Source organism: Chitinasiproducens palmae (genome assembly GCF_900095735.1).
Lineage (GTDB): Bacteria > Pseudomonadota > Gammaproteobacteria > Burkholderiales > Burkholderiaceae > Chitinasiproducens > Chitinasiproducens palmae.
Genome location: NZ_FNLO01000003.1, coordinates 383,558 through 405,188 on the forward strand (window position 1 = coordinate 383,558; position 21,631 = coordinate 405,188).

Here is a 21,631-nt window from a genome sequence, read left to right on the forward strand (position 1 = left end):
CCTTCCACCCAATCGAGCATGCAAGCCACCGACACGCGCGGCACGGTGCTGGTCACCGGCGGCGCGGGTTTCATCGGCGCGCATACCGCTGTCGAGTTGCTCGAAGCCGGCTACGACGTCGTCATCGCCGACAATCTCGTCAACAGCAAGCGCGAAGCGATTGCACGCATTGCCGCCATCACTGGCCGGCAGCCGGCGTTTCACGAGATCGACGTCAGCGATCCGAGCGCGGTCGACAAGGTGTTCACCACCCACCGCATCGACGCCGTGATCCATTTCGCCGCGCTGAAGGCGGTCGGCGAATCGGTCGCCAAGCCGCTGGCCTACTACCGCAACAACATCGACAGCCTGTTGACCGTGCTCGCTGCCATGCAGCGCCATGGCGTGCGGCAATTCGTGTTCAGCTCGTCCGCGACGGTCTATGGCGATCCGCACTGCGTGCCGATCCTCGAGCATTTCCCGCTCTCCGCGACCAATCCGTACGGCCAGACCAAACTGCTTGCGGAGCGCATCCTGGCCGACATCGTCAAGGCCGAGCCGGACTGGCGCGTCGCGACGCTGCGCTACTTCAACCCGGTCGGCGCCCATCCAAGCGGGCAGATCGGCGAGGATCCGCAAGGCATCCCGAACAACCTGATGCCGTACATCGCCCAGGTCGCCGTTGGTCGTCGCGAATCGCTACGGGTGTTCGGCGGCGACTATCCGACCCCGGACGGCACTGGCGTGCGCGACTACATCCACGTCGTGGATCTGGCGCGCGGGCACCTGGCCGCGCTGGCCCGACTCGAAACGAAGGGCGATTCCTTCACCGTCAACCTCGGCACCGGGCGCGGCTACAGTGTGCTGGAGGCAGTCGCGGCCTTCGAACAGGCAAGCGGCCGTTCGGTTCCTTATGAAATCGTGGCGCGTCGGCCCGGCGACATCGCGACCTGCTACGCCGACCCGACCGCCGCCTACGAAATGCTCGCGTGGCGCGCTGAATACGGACTAGAGCGCATGTGTGTCGACCAATGGCGCTGGCAATCGCAGAATCCGGACGGCCTCGGCTGAGGCGCTGCGCAACGGCCCACGACGTCGGCGCGCAACACCGGCGGGGCCGACACGAGGCCGTCGCCTGCGCGCGGTCCGCGCCCGTATAATCGCGCGCAGGCCCCAAACCGACACCTTCCATGCAAAGCCTCGCCCTGGGCTTCCTGATTTCGCTGCTGGCGACGCTGGCGATCGTGCGCTACGCCCATCTGCACAAGCGGTTCTCGGCGGACAGCGATCTGGTCGGCGTGCAGAAATTCCATTCGCGGCCCGTGCCGCGGGTCGGCGGAATCGGCATCGTGCTCGGCTTGCTGGTATCGGCTGCGCAACTGTGGTTCAGTTATCCGGTGGTCGCGCAGCAGATTCTGTTGCTCGCGGCGTGCGGAGCGCCCGCCTTCCTGTCCGGACTGATCGAGGACCTGACGAAGCGCGTTTCACCGCTGCTGCGGCTGCTCGCGACGATGGCCGCCGCGCTGCTGGCCTATCTCGCGCTGGGCATCCACGCCAACCGGGCGGACCTGCCCTTTCTCGACATCGCGCTGCAGTATGCGGCACCCAGCGTGCTGCTGACCGTCGTCGCAGTGGCCGGTCTCGCCAACGCGGTCAATATCATCGACGGCTTCAACGGCCTGGCCTCGATGGTTTCGATGATGATGCTGGTGTCGCTCGCCTACGTGGCGTTCCAGGTATCCGATCCGGTCGTGCTGTCGTCCTCGCTGATCCTGATGGGCGCAGTGTTCGGCTTCTTCGTCTGGAACTTTCCGGCCGGACTGATTTTCCTCGGCGACGGCGGCGCGTACTTCCTCGGTTTCGTGTTGGGCGAACTGTCGATCCTGCTCGTGATGCGCAATCCACAGGTGTCCGCCTGGTATCCGGTCCTGATGGCGATGTATCCGATTTTCGAAACCTGCTTTTCGATCTACAGAAAGCGCTTCGTGCGCGGCATGTCGCCAGGCATTCCCGACGGCGTGCATCTGCACATGCTGGTGTACAAGCGCCTGATGCGATGGGCGGTCGGCACGCGTGAAGCCAGCGCGTTGACCCAGCGCAATTCCTATACGTCGCCGTATCTGTGGATGTTATGCCTGATGGCGGTGCTGCCCGCCACGCTGTTTTGGCGCCACACTGTCGTGCTGGTGTTCTTCGTGGCGATCTTCGCCGCCACCTACGTCTGGCTCTACGTCAGCATCGTGCGCTTTCGCACGCCGCGCTGGATGGTCATCCGGCGCCACGACCGGCAGTGATGAGCGCGCTCAGCCGACGGCCGCTTGATGCTGCTTGGTGTCGCTTAATGCCATCAGACGCCATCTGACGCCGTCTGATGCGGCCTGACGCCTTCCGTCGCGGTTCGGCGGCTGGCGCCCAGTTGCTTGTGTATTGCAGTGCGCGACGCTTCGTGACGCGACTTGCAATCGCCCCCGCAGCGCACGCCCGTGTCGCCGTCGACCACGCTCAGCCGTTTGCCGACACCGATGTTGCGACGGTGCGAAGCGTCACCGCGCGTGCCGGCGCATATTCGGGCACCCACCGCCGCAGGTCGCGGCGAACCTCGTCGTCCGGCACGATGCGGGGCTGGCCAAGCCATTGCAGCATCTCGTCGAGCAGGCGTGGCGGCACCTCCCGCGCGCGCGCGATACGCAGCTTCGCATGGTGCGTCGGGCGGGTCGTCTCGTCGCAGGCCAACAGTTCCTCGTACAGCTTCTCGCCGGGCCGCAGTCCGGTGAAGTCGATGCGGATCTCGTCCTCGGTGAAACCGTAGAGACGGATCAGATCCTTGGCAAGGTCGACGATGCGGACCGGCTTGCCCATGTCGAGCACGAATATTTCGCCGCCCTGCCCCATGCTGGACGCCTGCAGCACCAACTGCACGGCTTCCGGGATCGTCATGAAGAAGCGTGTGATCTCCGGGTGCGTGACGGTGACCGGTCCGCCCTTGGCGATCTGTGCCTGGAATTTCGGAATGACGCTGCCGGCGCTGCCGAGCACGTTGCCGAAACGAACGGTCTCGAAATGGGTCCGCTCGGTCGTCTGCTGCAAGGCCTGGCAGATCATTTCCGCCAGACGCTTGCTGGCCCCCATCACATTGGTCGGATTGACCGCCTTGTCGGTCGAGATCAGCACGAAGTGGCCGACCCCCGCGGCAATCGCCGCGCGTGCGACCCGGTAGGTGCCGAGCGCGTTGTTGCGTACCGCCTGCCACGCGTTGACCTCCTCCATCAACGGCACATGCTTGTAGGCGGCCGCATGGAACACCACTGACGGCAGATAACGCTGCATCGTCTCGGCGAGCAATAGCGAATCTTTCGCGTCGCCGATCACCGAGACCAGTGCGACGTGCGGATGACGTTCGCGCAGTTCCTCGCTCAAGCGGTAACTCGCGAATTCCGAGATATCGTAGGCGATCAGTTGCGCCGGTCCAAAGCGCAGGATCTGGCGGCAGAGTTCCGAGCCGATCGAGCCACCGGCGCCAGTGACCATCACCACGCGGGAAGTGAGCAGCGCCTGCACATGGGCGGTGTCGATCGAGATCGGATCGCGCCCAAGCAGATCCTCCAGATCGATGTCGCGAACCTGCGACAGGATGTTCTGCTCGGGCACCGCGCTGCTCAGTTCGGGCAGCACCATCACATGGATGCCGGCGTCCACGCAGAGCGCCGCGATGCGCCGACGCACCTCCGGCTCCGCCGAGGGCAGCGCGATGATCGCATCGCTCACGCGCAGCCGGCTCGCCCACTCCGCCACCTCGTCGATCGGGCCATGCACCCGGAAACCGTAGACTTCGCGACCGATCTTGACCGGGTCGTCGTCGAGCAGACCGACCAGACGCCATTCGCCGACACGCGACAGTTCGCGAGCCAGTGACGCGCCGGCCTGCCCGGCACCGATCACCAGCACCGGCCGCCCCTTGCCGAGCAGTCCGCCATGTTTCAGATATTCCTTGCTGGCACGGTAAACGGCGCGCGCGCCGCCGGTCAGCAACAGGATCAGCATCGGTGAGACGAGCAGCACCGAGCGCGGCACGATTGGATCGGGCTGGAACAGCAGCATCGCGATCATCGTGCACAGCGCGCCCGCCAACGTCGCACGCGCGATCCGCATCAGGTCCGGCAGGCTGGCGAATACCCAGATGCCACGGTAGAGCCCGAAGACCCGGAACGAGATCGCATAAATGGGGATCACGCCGATCAGGCAGCGCCACGCGCTGTCCATGAAGGCGGGCGGCACGGCCGCATTGAACCGTAGTGCATAGGCTAGCAGCCACGACAGCGCAACGACGCAGAGATCGAAGACGAATACGGTGACCGAAGCCACTCTGCCCCTGGACGACGCTTTCATTGCTTGCCTGCGCTCCCCGCGCTCTCCTGCGCCGATACGCTCGAATGGACCTGCCAGCGGCGATCGACGCGCCGCCCGAGCCAGACCAGCACGACGAACCACAGCGCGCACATCGCGAAGCTGGCCAGCGCATGACGCCCGTGTCCCGCCGGGGCATCGGCAGTCGCCGCCACTCGGCAGGCCAGCCACGCGACCGCGTTGCCCGCCAGCATCAGCGCATACCACTGGAACAGGACCCGACGGCGGTCGCCGGTCATCAACATCATACGCTGGTAGAAATGCTCCCGATGCGCCTCCCACACCTTTTCGCGGCGCGCCGCGCGTCGCAGCAGGGTCGTCGTCGCGTCGAGCAGGAATGGCGCGAAACCGGTCAGCGGCACCCACCATGGCCAACACCCGAGCCGCCAGCCGATCAGCGACAACGCGGCAACGGCGAAACCGAGCGGGATCGAGCCGGCATCGCCAAGAAACAGCCTCGCCGGTGGCAAGTTGAAGAACAGGAAACCGAGCGCGGCGCCCGCCAGCGCGGCGCAAGCGCAGGCCAGCGCCGGCTCGGTCGGCAGCGCGGCCAACGCCAGCGCGCCGAAACCGGACACGGCCATGCCGCCGGCGAGACCATCGGCGCCGTCCATGAAATTATAGAGATTGGTGGTCCAGACGACCGCCACGACCAGGACCGGCGCGCTCAGCCAGGGCCATGGCAAGCCCGCGACGCCGCCCGGCGAGCCCGCCAGCAGCGCGCCCGCGGCAAGCAACTGACAGCCGAAACGATACCGCGCGCTCAATCCGCGCCGATCGTCGATGAACGAAACGGCGGCCAGCACGAGCATCAACCAGGCAACGTAATGCAGCGCCGGGGCAAGCAGGACGATCGATAGCGCCGCGGCGGGCGTGACGCCCCACCCGCCGGAGCGCGGCGTCGGCCGCTGATGCATCGACCGATGATTGGGCTGGTCAACCGCCAACCGCCACGCCCAGCCGGTCCAGAGCAGGATGGCCAGAATCACGGCCGCAACGGCCATCGCCGCGAGCCCGGCCGACAGCAATGGCCAGCTCGCCGCGCTAGCGCCGCCGGCGATCATCTTCTTTCCTCCGAGCGCTGCCCGTAGGTGAGGTACCACTCGGCCGTTGCATGGAGGGCATCCCGCATCGCAATCGGCGGCTCCCAGCCGAGCACCCGGCGGATCTTGCCGATGTCGATCCGCAACGGCGTCGTCAAGCGCTGAATCTGGGCTCGCCTTCCGCTCAGACGTCCCGCCAGATCGAGCAGGGGCAGCGGCACCGCGATCAGGCGCGGCGGGCGACCGAGATGCATCGCGAGCGACCGGACCAGATCGGGTACGCTGAGATCCACGCCGTCGGAAACATTGAACGTGTGTCCGGCCGCCTCTGGGCGGACCACGCACTGCAGCAGCGCATCGACAAGATTGTCGATGAATATCATGCTGCGTCGCGCGTCGCTGGCACCGATCGGCAGACGGCGCGCTTCGGACACCGCGCGCAGCAACTGGCGGAAGTTGGCTCCGACGCCCGGACCGTAGACCAGCGGCGGACGCACGATCACCAGTTCCATGCCCAGCCGTTGCGCGCACTCGGCGAGCGCCTGTTCGGTTTCCCACTTCGAGATGCCGTAGGGATCCTCCGGCGCCGGTGCGTCCGACTCGCGCCACGGATGCGCACCGCTATCCGGCTCGTGCTCGCCCATCGCCTTGACACTGCTCACATACACGAACCGACGCACGCCGGCGGCCGCCGCGGCTTCCGCCAATCGCACGCTGCCCGCGACATTGGTGCGGCGAAATGCGGCGAGCGGTTCGCGATCCCGTTCATTCATCACATGAACCCGAGCGGCCAGATGCACGACGCAATCGGTGGCCCGGGCCGGCCATCCCCCCGTCATGCCCGCAAAGTCGTCGCCGACCGGCGGCAGCGCGGTCACGCCGGCCGGCAGTGCGACGGGTCGCCGCGTCAATGCCGCGACGCAATGGCCCTGCCCGCAGAGCGCGGCGGCCAGCGCCCGGCCGACAAAACCATTGGCTCCGCTCATCACGATATTCATCAGCACCACCGCCAGCCGAAGCGATTGAAGAAACGCACGGCGGAGGCTCCGAACATGCGGATGTGACGGAAGCCCTTGCGCGCCGCGCCGCCGCCGTGGTGCACGATACGTACGGTCGGCACGTAAGCGATGGCGGCCTCGCGCGCGGTGCGCAGGCTCAGGTCGTAGTCTTCGAAATAAAGGAAATAGCGGTCGTCGAAACCGCCCAGCCGACGCAGTACCGGCCGACGGAACAGCATGAAGCAACCGCTGACGATGGCGGGCGAGAACGGCCGACCGTGGCGGTCCGCCTCGCGCGTGGCGTCGCGCATCTCGTAGTCGGCCAGCCGCGCGTCGAACAGCGCGCGCAGGCGACGCGGCAGGAAGCCACGGATCACCAGATCGGCAACGGTCGGCATGCGCCGGCACAGGTATTGAGATGCACCGGTCTCATCCAACGTGCGGGGTGCCAGCAGCGCGACCGCCGGTTGCCGCTCGAGATAACGCACCGCACGCGTCAGCGCCTGCGGATCCAGTTCGACGTCAGGGTTCAGAATCAGGAAGTAATCGTTCGGGCGCTGGTCCGCACCGGTGTTGCCGCTGGCCGCGAAAGCCAGATTATGGCCCGCGCCATAGCCGACATTACCCTGCCCTTCGATGCAGGAAAGTGCCATTGCGCCCGCCGCCTGCCGGCCGATCAAAGCCCGCACCGACGGGTCGAGCGCACTGTTCGCCACCACGAACAGTTCGGCGTCCGACATGAGCGCGCCAGCGGCGACGGCTTGCTGCGTCGCCTCACGCAGGCTGTGCAGCGTTCGTTCGAGCAAGCGCGGGTCGGGCCGATATACGACGATCGAGACCGTCAGGCGGGCAAGCGCGGAGGTGGCGTTCAAACCGAAGAGCGAAGGAAACGGTGCGTGTCTTCGAGACAGGCGCTGGGGAACAAGGGCTTGCCGGTCGACGTCGCACGCACGGCAGGCTCCACGCTTCCGGCCGTCTGAGCGGCCGTTCCGCCGGATTATCTCGTAAACGGGGAGTCGGGGAACCGGAGGCGCCGCAATGGCGCGTCGGCACCTGGGCACTGACGCTAGGCTTGGGTCCCGGCGTGCAGTCCGGCGAGCGCCGTGCAAAGGTGATACGGCGTCGTCGAAGGCATGTCGTCGCGCTCGATCGTGCCATCCGCCGCGCGGCTCTCGATCCAGCCCACCGGCCGCAGGAAGTGCTCACGGAAGGCATGCAGCGCACGTGCCAAGGTCGGCGTCGCGCCTTCATGCAACGCAAGCGCGCGCAGATATTCGGTCTGTGCCCAGATGCGTTGCCCTGCTTCACGTACGCCACCGTCCGCGTTCAGCGCCGCGCGTACGCCGAGGTTTCGCGGTTCGATGCCGTGCTGCACCGCATGACGATAAGCACGACCGATGTCTTTGGCGAGCGCGCGGGGTGCCCAGGGCTTGCCAGCGCCGTGTACCAGAAAGTACCACTCGAACTGATGTCCCGGTTCCACGCGGTTGTCAGCCGCCTCTCGCGGCAGTTCGAGCACGCAACCCGTGCGACTGTCGACGAAATGGCGCCGCACTGCGTCACCGAGATGTTCGAGCCGGGCATCGAAGTCTCGCGCGGGCAATGCATCGCGCGCGCTCAGGCAAGCTTCGACCAGATGCATCAACGGGTTTTGCAGTGGCCCGGAAAGAGCGCGCGCGAAGTGACGATCCAGCGACGCGTTCAATAGCCCACTGCCGTCTGTCGTTCCGAACCTGTCGTCCACGATTTGCAACGTGTCCAGCAGCAGCGCCGACGCCTGCGGCGTGCCGAAGCGGCGCAGCAATTCGGCGCTGGCGAAGACGATGAAGGCGTGCGTATAGAGATCCTTCGATGTATCGAGCGGCGCACCGTTCGCATCGATGCTGTAGAACCACCCGCCGCTCTCGCTGTCTCGAAAGCGCTCGGCAAGGCTTGCCAGCAGACGTTCCGCGTGCGCCTGATCGCCGGCTTGCGCGAACACATACGCCTGACGCGCGCATGCCATCGCGCGGTAGCGTTGTGCCGGCAGCGCCTGCCCTTGCGCGTCCAGCGCTTCGAACGGCAGGCCCATCTCGCGGTCGAAACCCGCCTCACGCCACGCCGGCAGAATCACATCGCGGTAGTGTCGGGCCACTGCCGCAACGGCGTCGGCTACGTCGCGCGCGGCTTGCTCGGGTGTCGTCATCGGCTTGTCTCGGTTCCGCCAACCTTATGGGTCAATTTCATGGCTCAATTCGCCTCGCGCCAAGCCGGGCCGGCCAGCGCGTCCCGTGCGTGCCGCCGCGAGGAAGCTTTCGATGGCAGGCACATCAAGCGCATATCCGGTGCAATCCGCGCGTCCGGGAAACGCCAGACAGTGCAGCGAATTGCACGGCGAACAGTTGACGATTGGTCCCATGTCGAGACAGACGGACGACTGATGCGCGAACCATCGCTTGCTGCTGACATGGTGTGGGTGCGTCGATCCGTAGAAGCAGACCTGCGGAATATCGAGGATCGCGCCGAAGTGCGCGCTCCATGAGTCGACGCCCAGCAGCGCCGTGCCGCGCTCAAGAATCTCCCGCCACTGCGCGGGTTTGAAATTCTCGAGAATGGCGTCGTCGCAATGCGGGCTTCGCGCATCGGACGCCCCGCCGATCTGCACCAGCGCCATGCCCGCGGCGTGGACCCTGTGTGCCACGTCGGCCAGCAGTGCTTCCGGCAACGATTTGAGCCGCCAGCCGCCGAGCGGATGAACGAAGACGACCGGGCCGGCGAAACGCGCGAAGATGGCGTCGGCGACGTCGCGCTCCGTCTGCGTGACCGTGGGCAGTGCATTGGGCAGCCGCGCATCGCGTGGCAATCCAACTTCCTGCAGCATGAACTCAACCAGGTTGCAGCCGGTGTCGGACAGACTCTGGCTGGGATGGCAGCGCGCCAGCCAGGGCGAAGCATCCGGCCGCTGCGCGACGTAGCGGTAGCTGACCATCAGTTGCGACCAGGTTTCCTCGGCCGCAACGATCGGCACCGGCACCGTCGCGACTTCGAAGGCCGGCGCGAATTGCGCGACCCAGGAACGAAGCGATTCAGCGACGTGGAGACGTATCCTGCGCCCCTGCGACGCGACCAGTTGTGCAACCTGGATTGCGATCATCACGTCGCCCCGGTGGAACGGACACACCAGTTCGATGCGGTCCGGATCCGCGACCGAACCGGCGCGTTTGTCGACAAGCCAACGCCAGTCGTGCAACGCTGCCCAGGGCGCCGCGGCATCGCTCGAACCGACGCGCAGCGAGCGGGCTGCGGCAGTATGCGCGATCTGGACGTTCACGCCACGTTCGTGCAAGCGCAGCGCCATGTCGGGCACCGCCAGATTGGTCACGAAGCGGCGATCGAACACGTGGCCGCGTTCATCGACCAGCAGCCGACGTGCGCCACCGAACAGACTGTCCGGGAAACCGTTTGTCGCCCGCAGCAACGGCCCGCTCTCGCGCGTCACCGGCGCGGCGGCGAGGTCGAATGGCAGATCGCTCACGGCGCTGAGCTGTTGGCTGACGGACGGTTGCAGCGTCGCCGGGTCCAACGCGGTTGCGCGAACGCCGAAGTGCGGATCGACGCCGACAGCGACGATGACCGCATCGTCCTGTTCGCGGACGCAGGCCTTCAACAGATATTCGAAGCAGCCGGCCAGCGGCACGAAGTGCCGGCCCGCGATCCATACATGATCGGCGTCGGTCGCCGCCAACCCTTGCTCGACCGCGTCGGCAAAGCGCAGCTCCTGACGGTCATACGCGTGCACGATCAGCCGCGTCAGCGGCAACACGAAACGCCAGGCCCGCAACCGATCGCGAATCGCAACCCCTTGAGGCACCTCGGGCGTGGCATCGACGATCACGAGCTCACGCAACGTGACCCGCTCCTGCTTCAGCGCGTCCACCAGACGGTCGAGATTCTCGAACGGCGCCGCGCTCACCACCACCACCGCCGAACGCGCGGCCAGCGCCTGCACTGCCGCCGCATCGGCCGGTCGCGCCTGGTCGTACGCGGTGCGAGCATCCCGTATGGCGGTGTCGAGCGCCCGGCGCTGCATGCGGCGCTGCGACGCCGTCGCCAGGCGCTCCGCACGATCGAAGGTCGCGGCCAGAGCGGGGGAGCGTCGTGCGAGCCATCGCTTCGCCCGGCCCGCGAACTGACGCATCGTCACGTTTCCACTCCACTTTGCGCCCACGGACGTGGCACGCGCGGTGGAAAGGACAGCGTGAAATCTTCGTTCGCGGTCGACAGATTCGGGTTGTAGAACGGATCGCGCGAAATCACGCTCGGCCATCTTGCGATCATCGTCGCACGCTCCTTGGCATCGCGTGCAATCTGCGCCGCGCTCCGGTTCTCGCCGCGCGATACGGATTCCAGATGGCGCAACTCGGCGAACGGCGTGTAAACGATGTCGTAGCCGCGTTCGCGTATGCGCAGGCACAGGTCGACGTCGTTGTAGCCGACAGTCAGGCCTTCCTCGTCGTAGCCGCCGACCGCCTCGAAAACAGCGCGCGGCACCAGCATGCATGCGGCGGTCACGGCGGACAGGTTCTGCACCAGCACCGGGCGGCCGAAGTAGCCCACCGAATTGCGCGCGAAATGCCGGTGACTGTGCGCCGCGACGCCATAGATGCCGAGAATCACGCCTGCGTGCTGCAGGGTGTCGTTGGCATAATACAGCCGCGCGCCAACCGCACCGACATTGGGCCGGCTGACCTGCGCAACCATTTCGCCCAGCCAACCGGCATCGATCACCTCGATGTCGTTGTTGACGAAGCCCAGAATGGCGCCGTCGGCTACCTCCAACGCGCGGTTGTTCAACGCCGAGAAATTGAAAGGACCCGGTACGCGCAGAACGGTGACGCGCGGATCCGCGCGCAGCGTCTCGAAATAGGCGAGCGTCGCCGGTTCCACGCTGTCGTTGTCCACCACGATCACTTGCAGGTTGGCGTAGTCCGTTTCGTTCAGCAGACCGTCCACCGCCACCTTCAGCACGTCGAGCCGGTCGCGCGTCGGCACGATCAACGAGACCCGCGGCAGCGGTGACGGCAACGGACGCTTGATGCGCCACCAGCCGTGCCCGACCGGCACCACGTCGGCCTCCGGCTCGGCGGTCGCGAAATAGTCGCGCATCGCGCGCCGCGCGGTGTCCAGCGAAGCGTCCGGGTTATCGGTCGAGAAACTCGTCACGCCCGGGAAGATGCGCCAGTGATACAACACATGCGGGATGTGGCGAATGCGCGCGGCCTCCGTGTGCGGCAGAAAACGCAACACGAAGTCGTAGTCCTGACTACCCTCGAAGCCGACGCGGAAACCGCCGATGCGACGCACCAGATCGGTTCGGTAAACGCCGAGGTGCGCGACCATGTTCTGCGAATAGAAAAGCTCGCGGTTCCAGTCCGTCTTGAAATGTGGATCGTGCCGGTGATCGTCCGCATCGACCTTGTCCTCGTCGGTATAAATCATGTCGACGTCGGGATGATCGTTGATTTCCTTCGCGATCATGTAGAGCGCGTGCGGTGGCAGCGCGTCGTCGTGATCCATCAGCGCCACGAAGTCGCCGGCGACCAGCTCCAACGCACTGTTGCTCGCCGCGCAGATGTGTCCGTTCGACTCCCGGAACACGACCTTGACGCGGCGATCGTGCACCGCGTATTCGTTCAGGATCGCGCGCACCTCGCCGTTCGGCGACGCATCGTCCGCGATGCACAGTTCCCAGTTGCCGTACGTCTGCCGGCACACACTGTCGAGCGCCTTGCGCAGGTACTGCGGCCGCGTGTTGTAGACCGGCATCAGTATCGAAATCAGCGGCTGACGCGGCAAGGCCGCGCCCAGGGCCCGCAGGCGTTCGAGGTCGGCGTCGGTGGGCGTGTCGTACAACGCGACCCAGGTGCGGTAAGCATCGCTGCCCGCGCCCGCCGCGAGCGCGCCGCGCAACTGCATCAATGCGCGCCCTGGATGACCATGCAACAGCGCGCCGAGAAAATGGCGGCGCTGGTCGACATCGAGCATCCGATAGGCTTTCAACGCCAGGCCGACACGGCCCAGCGGCGCGAACGACAGGCGATGCACCTTGATGCGCGCGCCGGCGGCGTCGATCAGTTCGAATCGCAAGCTGCGCACACCGGCCGGCAAGGCAACCAGACGGGACGCCAGCCCGTGCCCGAGCACGAGCGAATGCGCGACCCGATGGCCGTCCTCGCACACCGAGAAGAGCGTTGCGTTCAAGGCCGGTCGGTCGCTTTCGATCTCTGCCTCGAGCCATGCCCAGCCGGGACGCAGTGCGCCGCCGCGCGGGCTCAACCCGAAAACCGGTCGCTCGCCGGCGCGCAGGAAGCCGTCCTCGGCCAACGTCAGGTCTTGCAGCGCGGTATAGGCGGCGCCGCGTCCGAGTAGGCCTGACAAGGGACCGGCCACGCGGCGGCCAGTCGAGACAAGCCAGCGAAGCGGCGCGGAAATGCGCCAACTCATCGAGTGCCGCAGTGCCTGGACCGTGGCGGCGAGTTCGGCATTGCTGGCCGAAAGTCGCTGCACCGCCTGTTCGAGTGCCGCGCTTTGCGCCTCGGCGCCGGTGGCTTCGACCCGCGCCGCCGCAGCCTGCCCTTTGGTCGAACCACCCTCGACCGACCCTGCCAAGCGCGATGGTCCAGCGATCGCGCGCGGCATGGCATCGTTCGCATCGTTCGCATCGTTCGCATCGTTCGCATCGCTCGCATCGGTCACTTCGGCAGCTTCAGCCGCAGGTCCGAACACCTGCGGCGAGACACGCGGCAATGGACCGTCGGAAGCCACTGCGCACACATATGCCGCCGCGCCCGCTTCGCCGTCCGGACGCCTCGTATCCGCCAGCGCCTCGGCGAGCGTCCCAAACGCGTCGCCGCCCGGCCAGCGGTAGAACGCGAGATGCTGAAATGCGCCGCGCAACTGTGTCTCGGTCGCCGCTTCGTCGAGCGTGCCGACGGAGCGGCCAGCGCCGTCGCGACGCGACAGATCGAGCAGCAGCACGCCACCGGGGCGCAGCAAGCGCCGGCTGTCCACGATGCTGGACACGGCGCGTTGCGCCGCCTGCGGCGCCGAGCAGGTCGCGTAATCGACGACCAGGTCGCAGCACGCGTCCATCAGCGGCAGCGCGCGTGCCTCGCCAGGCTGGTGCCGGGGGCTCGCGTCGCCTGACAGGTCGGTCGGGCCTGCGTCCGAGAACACGCCGCATACCGAACGTGCCGTGGCAATCAACCGCCCGAGGCCGGGCACCGGTTCGCGGGCCAGCACGACCACATCCTTGCAAGGCGCCAGGCCGATGGCGCCCATATCGCATCCTGCCGGTTCGATGGTCACGCCGCGACGCGGCGCCGACCGCTCAGCGGTGTATTCCATTTGGGGCTTACCCTGAGGCGAGCATGTGGACCGGCAGCACGCGGGGCGGACTGGCCAGTCGGAACAGCTTGCCATGTTCTAGACTGAGATTCGGATTGTAGTGAGGATCGGCGTCGAGCACGGTGCTCCAGCGCGCGCGCATCACCTGCGCCTCGCGCGCCAGACGCTGCGCGGCGGCGCCCGAATCGTCCCGCCCCCGGCTGGCCGATTCGTGGTGGTACAGCGGCACGTATGGCACGAAGACGTTGTGCCAGCCCGCTGCCTGCAGTTTGAGACACAGATCGACGTCGTTGTACGCAATCTGCAACTGGGCCGCATCCATGCCGCCCACCTCCTGATACGCCGCCTTGCTCACCACCAGGCAGGCCGCGGTGACCGCCGCTACCCGTTGCGCCAGCAGCGCTCGCCCGAAGTAGCCGGGCGCGCCCTTCGGCAGCAGATGGTGCATGTGTGCGGCGATCGACTCGCCGGTCAACACGACACCGCCGTGCTGCAGGCGATCGTCAGGATAGCAGAGCGCTGCGCCCACCGCGCTGACGCCGGGCTGAGTCGCGTAACCGCACAACGTGTCGAGCCAGTCGCTGGCGGTCACTTCGATGTCGTTGTTCAGCAGGCACAGCAGGCTGCCCCGCGCGCATGCGACCGCGGCGTTGTTGAGCGCCGCGAAATTGAACGGCGCATCGATGCGCATGACCCGGACCGACTCGCGAGCCGCGTAGCCAGCCATCAATTCCAATGCGTCCGCGTCGGTCGAGCCGTTGTCGACGATGATCACTTCGAAAGGCACGCCGCGCGTGTGGGCGAACACGCTGTCGACGCACTGGCGCAGCAACGGCGCGCGGTCGCGCGTCGGAATGATGATCGAGACCAGCGGCGGCGGCTCAGGCAACGCGTAACGGACTGCCAGCATCGACGCGCCGGCCTGCACCGCCTGCACGCTGGCGCGCACGCCGCGCCGCGCCAGGTGCTCGCGCACTGCGCGCAGCGCTGCGTCGACGACGTACGGCTTGGCGCCGACGGCGCGCGCCGTGCTTTCCCCGCTCAGGCGCCAGTGGTACAGCACGTGCGGGATATGAACGATTTGCGACGGTGCGACCCGCTCCGCGCAACGCAGTACCAGATCGAGATCCTGGCTGCCTTCGAAGCCGGTCCGGAAGCCACCGACCTCGCGCATCAACGCCGTTTCGATCACGCCGAGATGCGAGAACACGTTCTGTCCCAGAATCAGCACCGGGTCCCAGTCGGGCTTGAAGTACGGTTCGACGCGCTGGCCGTCGGCGGTGAGCTTGTCCTCGTCGCTGTAGAACAGCCGCGCGCCCGGATTACGCGCAGCGTACAACGCGATCATCGCAAGCGCGTGCGGCGCGAGTTCGTCGTCGTGGTCGAGCAAGGCGACGAAGCGGCCCGTGGCAAGCACAAGCGCGTCGTTGCTGGCGGCGCTGATGTGTCCGTTTTGGCTGCGATGCACCACCTTGATGCGTGAATCGCGTGCCGCGTAGCGATCCAACAGCGGCGCGACGTGCGGCGCGGTCGACGCATCGTTGCACAGACACAGTTCCCAGTCGGAATAGCACTGCTCGCGGACCGATTCGATGGCGCGTCGCAGAAAGGCTTCGGGCGCATTGAACACCGGCACGATGACCGAGATCCGCGGCCGTTCGGGCAATGCCGACAGCGCCGTCTGCAACGCGGCGCGCCAAGGACCGTCGTGACGGTCGAAGCGCTCGACCCACGCGTCGTAGTCGTCGGCGCCGGCCGCCCGCGCGGCGAGCTGGCGCATGCCGCGCCAGCCCTCGGCGCGCAGCTTGCGATACACGTCGCGGAGCAGCGCCAGCGGACCGCCCCGCGCGCGGCTCACTTGAGCGAGCGCGCGGAGCATGCGGGGCGCAGCCGAGAGCCGCCGTCTCATCGGCTCAGACCTGTGCCTCGTACGCCGCGACGACGTCCTCGACCGGCCCGAACCCCCTGACCTTGCCGTGATCCATCCACAGCGCCTTGTTGCATACGCGGCGTATCTCGGAATTCGAGTGCATCGCAAGCACGACGATCTCGGCGCGGCTGTGCAGGTCGTTCAAGCGGGCATTTGCCTTCGCCTGGAACGACGCGTCGCCGACGCCCATCACTTCGTCGAGCAGCAGGATCTGCGCATCCACCGCCGTCGAGACGGCAAAGGCCAGACGCACGCGCATGCCGCTCGAATAGGTGCGCAGCGGCAGATCGAGATAATCGCCGAGCTCGCAGAACTCGGCGATCTCCGCCGTCTTGCGCTTGATCTCGTCGCTGTGCATGCCCAGCAGCAGGCCGCGCAGGCGGATGTTCTGCATGCCGGTCGAGTTCTCGTCCATGCCCAGGCTGATGTCGAGCAGCGGCACCGTCTTGCCCTCGGTTCTGACCACGCCAGAGCTGGGTGTATAAATGCCGGCCATGGTACGCAGCAGCGTCGACTTGCCCGCGCCGTTGTGCCCGATCAGGCCGACCCGGTCGCCGCTGTCGAAACGCAGATCGACGTTGTCGAGCGCGCGCACGGTGATCACACCGTCCTGATTCTCGGCGATCGCGTTGCGCCGGCCCAACCGCATCAGTTTCTTCTTGAGCGAGCGTCCCTGCACGTCGTAGATCGGCAGGTCGAGGGTCGCCCCCTTGAATTCGATGAATGCCATGCTGTTCCTCGGACTCCTCTGCCGGTCAGACCCAGTACGGGATGCGCTTCGAGAACCGGCCGGTCATCGTCAGCGCGACGATCCAGCCGACCACCGCCATGCCGATCGTGACTTCCCAAGTGAGCGCGCTTGGAAACTGCCCGATCAGCGGCGCCCGCACCAGTTCGATCAGGTGCGCCAGCGGATTCCAATCGACGATGAACGAGAAACGGGTCAATGCGCTTGGCCGATAGATGATCGGCGTGACGTAGAACGCCACCTGGATCAACGCGGAAATGATTTGCGGCAGGTCGCGGAAGCGCGCCGAAAGCAGCCCGACGAGCATCGCCAGCCACAGCGCGTTGAGCAGATACAGCAGCAAGGCCGGGATGAATACGGGCAGCGCTGTCCAGTCCTTCACGCCGAAGACGACGAGCAACAGCAGCACGATCACGAAGTTGTGCGCGAGCACCACCAGATTGCGCCATACCACTTGCAGGATGTAGATCAGGCGTGGCGTCGCCGCCTGCCGGATGTAGGTGCCGCTGTTGATGTACGCCAGGCTGCCTTCCTGCACGGTCTGCGCGAACATGCTCCACATCACCAGGCTGACCGAGAGAAACGGCAGGTAATCGCTCATCTTCTGGCCGAACAACGTGCCATACACGACGCCGATCGAACCGATCATCACGCCCATGCTGATCGTCAGCCAGAACGGCCCGACCCGCGAGCGGGCATAACGCTGCCGGATTTCCAGCCAGCCCAGCAACGCCCACAGGCGCCAGAGCTTCGCGCTCCGCACCAAATCGTTTACACCTGCAAACAAGGGACCCTCACTATCTTTTTAAGTATCGTCCGACCGCGTGGCACGCACCGGCATCGGCCCGCTGCGCCCTCTCAGGCCATCGCAGATGCCCCGCAGCGCGCTTGTCACATGCGCGCTGCGGGGCCTCAGCCATATGCCGTAGATCACCAGGCGGGCCGGCATCTTGAGCAACTCGTTACACTTCCACGCGGCCGGCATGTAGGCGCGCCGGATGAGCGCGACCGCGTTGCGAAACAAATAATAGTGGCGTACCGGACCGTGGCTCGGATACCGGCGCCCCAGCACGCGGATCGGCTCGCCGCCGAGCGCGTGCGCCAGACGCAGCCATGGCGCGCCCAGCACCGCGTAGCCGGCCCGGCGCGCGCGCACACACCACTCGACGTCGACGAAATCGATGAACAACCCTTCGTCCATCTCACCGATGTCGGTCCATGCGTGCAGATTCACACACGAACCCGACGTAATCAGGAAATCGATCTCGACCAGCTCGCTTCCTTCCGCCGGCACGCGCTGCAGCCGCGGAAAACCGAAGCGGACGAATGGCGCGACGCCGCCGAGACGCGCGTCCTCGTAGGCGGGCCCGACGACCGCCACCCGGCGCCCTGCCGCGCGCGCGTCTGACAGTGCCGCCACGAGCCCGCGCCACAATGCAGCCGAGGGCTCGCTGTCCTGGTCGAACAGCAGCGCCGCGTCGCACGCCAGTGCCCGCAGCTGCGCCACGCCCTGGTTCAACGCCGTGGCGATCCCCAGGTTGGCGGCGTTGCCAATGTAGTGCACGTCGGCGGCCAGACCCAACTCCGCCGCGCTGGCACGGCGTGGCGTGTTATCGACCACTGCACAGGGGCCGAGCGTCGCATACCGGTTCGCGCGTGCCACGCACGCCGGGTCCGGATGAAAGAACACGACGACCGTGCCGCAGCCTGGGGAGAGAGACGCCACCGTGTGTCAGTGCCTTCGGCCAAGCCGCTGATGCGTCATGCTTGCACCCGGTGCGCCGCGACCAGTTCGTCGTAGCCGACCGGCACGGTGCCGAGCTTGCCGACCACCACGCCCGCGGCACGGTTCGCATGGACCACCGCTTCGAGCAGCGGCACGCCGGCACCGACCATCGCGGCCATCGTCGCGATCACGGTATCGCCCGCACCCGACACGTCGAAGACGTCGCGCGCCTCGGTGGGTACATGGACGGTGCCGCGGTCGTCGAACAGCGTCATGCCTTCCTCCGAGCGGGTCAACAGCAGCGCGCCGATCGACAAGTCACGTCGCAGCGTGTCGACCCGAGCGTGCAGCGCCGCCTCGCTGGACCAGCCACCGATCACGTCCCGCAATTCCTTGCGGTTCGGCGTGATCAGCGTCGCGCCGCGATAGCGCCGCCAGTCCACGCCCTTCGGATCGACCATCACCGGCCTGCCGCGGGCGCGCGCGCCCGCGATCATCTGTTCGACATGCGCCAGGCCGCCTTTCGCGTAGTCCGACAACAGCAGGACCTGGTGCGTGTCGATCAGCGCCTCGAACTGCCCGAGCGCCGCGCGCAGGATTTCCTTCGCAGGCGGCTCCTCGAAGTCGATGCGCAGCAAATGTTGATGGCGTGCCATCACGCGCAGCTTCACGATCGTCGCGATCGACGGATCGCGATGCGGATGCGCCTCCACCCGGCTGGCCGACAACAGCGCGAGTAGCCGCTCGCCCGCCTCATCGGTTCCCACCACACAGAGCAGCGATGCATGCGCACAGAGCCCGGCGACGTTGGCCGCGACATTGGCCGCGCCTCCCAGGCGTTCCTCGACCCGCTGCGCGTGCAGCACCGGCACCGGCGCCTCCGGCGAGATGCGATCGACCGTGCCGAACCAGTACCGGTCGAGGATCACGTCGCCGACCACCAGCACCCGCGCGGCGGCGAGACGCTCGCGCGCTACCGGCGCGACGGACATCGGGCCCGGCATGGCGGCAAGGGGCGACGATGAGGTTGGCATGGGCGTGGCGGCTGCGAGCGGGCAGCGTTCAGTGCGCGACGCACAGCTTCAGCGCATCCCGCCAATCGGGCGGCACCAGTCCAAATACCTGTTCCAGCTTGTCGAGGCACATGCGCGAATTGGCCGGACGCGCCGCCGGCGTCGGGTAGGACGCGGCGGGAATCGCGTCGACCACCGGCTTGCGCGGCAAGGCCGCGTCGTCGAAGATCGCCTCGGCGAAGCCATGCCACGACGTCGCCCCGCTCGCGCACAGATGGTAGACACCGGAGCGCTGCTGCCACCACTGCTGCCGCGCCTGTGCCTCTCGCGAATCGCCGCGAGACTGAGCGACGATATACGCGGTCAACTCCGCGATCGTCCTGCTCCAGGTCGGCGCGCCGAATTGATCGGCAACCACCGACAGGCGGTCACGCTGTTCGCCGAGCCGCAGCATCGTCAGCAGGAAATTCTTGCCCCGCGTGCCGTACACCCAACTGGTGCGCAGAATCAGATGCGCACAGCCGGAGGCCGCGATCGCGCGCTCGCCGGCCAGCTTGCTCGCCCCGTAGACGTTGCGTGGATCCGTTGTGTCGTCTTCCCGATACGCGCCTGTCTTTTCACCGTTGAATACATAGTCGGTCGAATAGTGGAGCAAGGCTGCGCCCAGCCGTGCCGCTTCCTCGGCCAGCATCGCCGGTGCTTCGGCATTGAGGCGCATCGCGAGCGCGCGCTCCTCCTCGGCCTTGTCGACCGCGGTGTAGGCGGCGGGGTTCACGATCAGCGTCGGCTTGATGTCGCGCACCACCTGCCGGGCACGCTCGACGTCGGCGAGATCCAGCAACGCGCGGTCGGCCTGGATCACCTCGCCCAGCCCCTGCAGGCTACGCGCCAATTCGTGGCCGACCTGTCCGTTGACACCGGTCAGCAGGATGATTTCGCGAGGACGCGCAGACATCCGGAGTCTCCCAAGTCAGTCGAAAAGCTCGGCGTCGCCGAGCGTCTTGCCAGCTGCGTCCTTGGCGGCGACCAGCGGCTCGCCGTCGATCGGCCAGTCGATGCCAATTGCCGGATCGTTCCAGACGAGGCTGCGCTCGAACGCGGGGAACCAGTAATCGGTCGTCTTGTACAGGAACTCGGCCGAGTCGCTGGTCACCACGAAACCGTGCGCGAACCCGGGCGGCACCCACAATTGACGCTTGTTGTCGGCGCTCAATTCAACGCCGACCCATTGGCCGAAGGTCGGCGAGCTGCGCCGCACATCGACCGCGACGTCGAACACGGCGCCCTGCACGACGCGCACCAGCTTGCCCTGCGCGTGCTGAATCTGATAGTGCAGCCCGCGCAGCACGCCCTTCGCGGAGCGCGAGTGGTTGTCCTGCACGAATTCGACATGGCTGCCGATCGCCTCGTCGAATTCGCGGCTGTTGAAGCTCTCGAAGAAGAAGCCGCGCGCGTCGCCAAACACCTTGGGTTCGACGATCTTGACCCCGGGCAGCGCCGTGTCGGTTACTTGGATGGCCATGCGACTTGATCGGTGAGAAGAGCCTTCAGATAGCGGCCGTAGGCGTTCTTGCCCAGGCGCGCGGCGAGCGTTTCGACTTCGGCGGGTCCGATCCAGCCGAGACGGAAAGCGATTTCCTCTGGGCAACTGACCATCAAGCCCTGGCGCTTCTGCAGCGTCGCGATGAACACCGCCGCGTCGGCGAGCGAATCGTGCGTGCCGGTGTCGAGCCAGGCGAAACCCCGTCCCATGATCTCAACGTCGAGCGCGCCCTGAGTCAGGTAGCGCGAGTTCACGTCGGTGATTTCGAGTTCGCCGCGCGCCGACGGCTCGATGTCGCGCGCGATGTCGCAGACCTGGTTGTCGTAGAAGTACAGGCCGGTGACCGCGTAGTTCGAGCGCGGCTTGGCCGGTTTCTCTTCGATCGACAACGCCTTGAACGCGTCGTCGAACTCGACCACGCCATAGCGCTCCGGATCGTGCACGTGATACGCGAACACGGTGGCGCCCTGCTCGCGCTGGTCGGCACGCTGCAACTGCTTGAACAGGTCGTGGCCGTAGAAGATGTTGTCGCCAAGGATCAGCGCCGACGGATCGTTGCCGATGAACTCACGCCCGATCAGGAAGGCCTGCGCGAGCCCGTCCGGCGACGGCTGCACCGCGTACTGCAACGAGATGCCCCACTGGCTGCCGTCGCCGAGCAACGACTGGAAGCGCGGCGTGTCCTCCGGCGTCGAGATGATCAGGATGTCCCGGATACCCGCGATCATCAGCGTCGACAGCGGATAGTAGATCATCGGCTTGTCGTACACCGGCAGCAGCTGCTTCGAGACCGCCTGCGTCAGCGGGTACAGGCGCGTGCCGGAGCCGCCCGCGAGAATGATGCCCTTGCGTGCCATGGTC

The 21,631-nt window shown here is 66.6% G+C and carries 17 protein-coding genes; 2 read left to right on the top strand and 15 right to left on the bottom strand.

What is annotated here, in order from left to right:
- The first annotated feature begins 18 nt into the window (after nucleotides 1-18).
- Nucleotides 19-1,050, top strand: a complete 1,032-nt coding sequence (gene galE / locus BLU54_RS07430) for a UDP-glucose 4-epimerase GalE (protein ID WP_091906553.1) — start codon at nucleotides 19-21, stop codon at nucleotides 1,048-1,050.
- Nucleotides 1,051-1,169: 119 nt separating this feature from the next.
- Nucleotides 1,170-2,273, top strand: a complete 1,104-nt coding sequence (locus tag BLU54_RS07435) for an MraY family glycosyltransferase (protein ID WP_091906556.1) — start codon at nucleotides 1,170-1,172, stop codon at nucleotides 2,271-2,273.
- Between the two features lie 208 nt (nucleotides 2,274-2,481).
- Here the strand turns inward: BLU54_RS07435 and BLU54_RS07440 are convergent, their stop codons facing one another.
- The 15 genes from BLU54_RS07440 to rfbA form a co-directional block, all read right to left on the bottom strand.
- A complete protein-coding gene (locus BLU54_RS07440) occupies nucleotides 2,482-4,365 on the bottom strand; it encodes a polysaccharide biosynthesis protein (RefSeq protein WP_091906558.1) in 1,884 nt (627 codons plus the stop codon).
- A complete protein-coding gene (locus BLU54_RS07445) occupies nucleotides 4,362-5,447 on the bottom strand; it encodes an MraY family glycosyltransferase (RefSeq protein WP_091906560.1) in 1,086 nt (361 codons plus the stop codon). The genes BLU54_RS07440 and BLU54_RS07445 overlap by 4 nt, the downstream gene beginning before the upstream one ends.
- Nucleotides 5,444-6,412 carry an NAD-dependent epimerase/dehydratase family protein gene (locus tag BLU54_RS07450; RefSeq protein ID WP_235837831.1) on the bottom strand — a complete coding sequence of 323 codons (969 nt, stop codon included), beginning with the start codon at nucleotides 6,410-6,412 and terminating at the stop codon, nucleotides 5,444-5,446. Before BLU54_RS07450 ends, BLU54_RS07445 begins: the two co-directional genes overlap by 4 nt.
- Before the next feature lie 11 nt (nucleotides 6,413-6,423).
- Nucleotides 6,424-7,296, bottom strand: coding sequence for a glycosyltransferase family 2 protein (locus BLU54_RS07455; protein WP_091906562.1), 873 nt, complete (start codon nucleotides 7,294-7,296; stop codon nucleotides 6,424-6,426).
- A 194-nt stretch (nucleotides 7,297-7,490) separates the two neighbouring features.
- Nucleotides 7,491-8,609, bottom strand: a complete 1,119-nt coding sequence (locus BLU54_RS07460) for an AGE family epimerase/isomerase (RefSeq protein ID WP_091906565.1) — start codon at nucleotides 8,607-8,609, stop codon at nucleotides 7,491-7,493.
- Between the two features lie 24 nt (nucleotides 8,610-8,633).
- Nucleotides 8,634-10,607 (bottom strand): glycosyltransferase family protein, encoded by a 1,974-nt coding sequence (locus tag BLU54_RS07465; protein WP_139169543.1) that lies wholly within the window; start codon nucleotides 10,605-10,607, stop codon nucleotides 8,634-8,636.
- Nucleotides 10,604-13,810: a glycosyltransferase family 2 protein gene (locus BLU54_RS07470; protein WP_170845064.1), complete on the bottom strand. Its 3,207-nt coding sequence runs from the start codon at nucleotides 13,808-13,810 to the stop codon at nucleotides 10,604-10,606. The genes BLU54_RS07465 and BLU54_RS07470 overlap by 4 nt, the downstream gene beginning before the upstream one ends.
- A gap of 7 nt (nucleotides 13,811-13,817) precedes the next feature.
- The gene (locus BLU54_RS07475) at nucleotides 13,818-15,689 is read right to left on the bottom strand and encodes a glycosyltransferase family 2 protein (protein ID WP_091906572.1); all 1,872 of its coding nucleotides are present in this window, start codon (nucleotides 15,687-15,689) and stop codon (nucleotides 13,818-13,820) included.
- 34 nt (nucleotides 15,690-15,723) lie between these two features.
- Nucleotides 15,724-16,470: an ABC transporter ATP-binding protein gene (locus tag BLU54_RS07480; protein WP_091906574.1), complete on the bottom strand. Its 747-nt coding sequence runs from the start codon at nucleotides 16,468-16,470 to the stop codon at nucleotides 15,724-15,726.
- 25 nt (nucleotides 16,471-16,495) lie between these two features.
- Nucleotides 16,496-17,275 carry an ABC transporter permease gene (locus tag BLU54_RS07485; protein WP_091906576.1) on the bottom strand — a complete coding sequence of 260 codons (780 nt, stop codon included), beginning with the start codon at nucleotides 17,273-17,275 and terminating at the stop codon, nucleotides 16,496-16,498.
- Nucleotides 17,276-17,293: 18 nt separating this feature from the next.
- Nucleotides 17,294-18,214: a glycosyltransferase family 2 protein gene (locus BLU54_RS07490; protein WP_091906578.1), complete on the bottom strand. Its 921-nt coding sequence runs from the start codon at nucleotides 18,212-18,214 to the stop codon at nucleotides 17,294-17,296.
- Between the two features lie 35 nt (nucleotides 18,215-18,249).
- On the bottom strand, nucleotides 18,250-19,248 hold the full coding sequence (gene rfaE1, locus BLU54_RS07495; protein ID WP_407919399.1) for a D-glycero-beta-D-manno-heptose-7-phosphate kinase: 999 nt from the start codon (nucleotides 19,246-19,248) through the stop codon (nucleotides 18,250-18,252).
- Between the two features lie 28 nt (nucleotides 19,249-19,276).
- Nucleotides 19,277-20,182, bottom strand: coding sequence for a dTDP-4-dehydrorhamnose reductase (gene rfbD, locus BLU54_RS07500; protein WP_091906582.1), 906 nt, complete (start codon nucleotides 20,180-20,182; stop codon nucleotides 19,277-19,279).
- 15 nt (nucleotides 20,183-20,197) lie between these two features.
- Nucleotides 20,198-20,749, bottom strand: a complete 552-nt coding sequence (gene rfbC, locus BLU54_RS07505; RefSeq protein ID WP_091906585.1) for a dTDP-4-dehydrorhamnose 3,5-epimerase — start codon at nucleotides 20,747-20,749, stop codon at nucleotides 20,198-20,200.
- The gene (gene rfbA, locus BLU54_RS07510) at nucleotides 20,734-21,627 is read right to left on the bottom strand and encodes a glucose-1-phosphate thymidylyltransferase RfbA (RefSeq protein WP_091906587.1); all 894 of its coding nucleotides are present in this window, start codon (nucleotides 21,625-21,627) and stop codon (nucleotides 20,734-20,736) included. Before rfbA ends, rfbC begins: the two co-directional genes overlap by 16 nt.
- Between the last annotated feature and the right edge of the window lie 4 nt (nucleotides 21,628-21,631).

Excerpts from the sequence above, each read along its gene's own strand:
- BLU54_RS07435 (WP_091906556.1), top strand. The coding sequence starts at position 1,170 with ATGCAAAGCCTCGCCCTGGGCTTCCTGATTTCGCTGCTGGCGACGCTG.
- BLU54_RS07440 (WP_091906558.1), bottom strand. The coding sequence starts at position 4,365 with ATGAAAGCGTCGTCCAGGGGCAGAGTGGCTTCGGTCACCGTATTCGTC.
- galE (WP_091906553.1), top strand. The coding sequence starts at position 19 with ATGCAAGCCACCGACACGCGCGGCACGGTGCTGGTCACCGGCGGCGCG.
- rfaE1 (WP_407919399.1), bottom strand. The coding sequence starts at position 19,248 with ATGCCAACCTCATCGTCGCCCCTTGCCGCCATGCCGGGCCCGATGTCC.
- BLU54_RS07450 (WP_235837831.1), bottom strand. The coding sequence starts at position 6,412 with ATGAGCGGAGCCAATGGTTTTGTCGGCCGGGCGCTGGCCGCCGCGCTC.
- rfbC (WP_091906585.1), bottom strand. The coding sequence starts at position 20,749 with ATGGCCATCCAAGTAACCGACACGGCGCTGCCCGGGGTCAAGATCGTC.
- BLU54_RS07470 (WP_170845064.1), bottom strand. The coding sequence starts at position 13,810 with ATGGAATACACCGCTGAGCGGTCGGCGCCGCGTCGCGGCGTGACCATC.
- rfbD (WP_091906582.1), bottom strand. The coding sequence starts at position 20,182 with ATGTCTGCGCGTCCTCGCGAAATCATCCTGCTGACCGGTGTCAACGGA.
- BLU54_RS07480 (WP_091906574.1), bottom strand. The coding sequence starts at position 16,470 with ATGGCATTCATCGAATTCAAGGGGGCGACCCTCGACCTGCCGATCTAC.
- rfbA (WP_091906587.1), bottom strand. The coding sequence starts at position 21,627 with ATGGCACGCAAGGGCATCATTCTCGCGGGCGGCTCCGGCACGCGCCTG.
- BLU54_RS07445 (WP_091906560.1), bottom strand. The coding sequence starts at position 5,447 with ATGATCGCCGGCGGCGCTAGCGCGGCGAGCTGGCCATTGCTGTCGGCC.
- BLU54_RS07475 (WP_091906572.1), bottom strand. The coding sequence starts at position 15,689 with ATGCTCCGCGCGCTCGCTCAAGTGAGCCGCGCGCGGGGCGGTCCGCTG.
- BLU54_RS07460 (WP_091906565.1), bottom strand. The coding sequence starts at position 8,609 with ATGACGACACCCGAGCAAGCCGCGCGCGACGTAGCCGACGCCGTTGCG.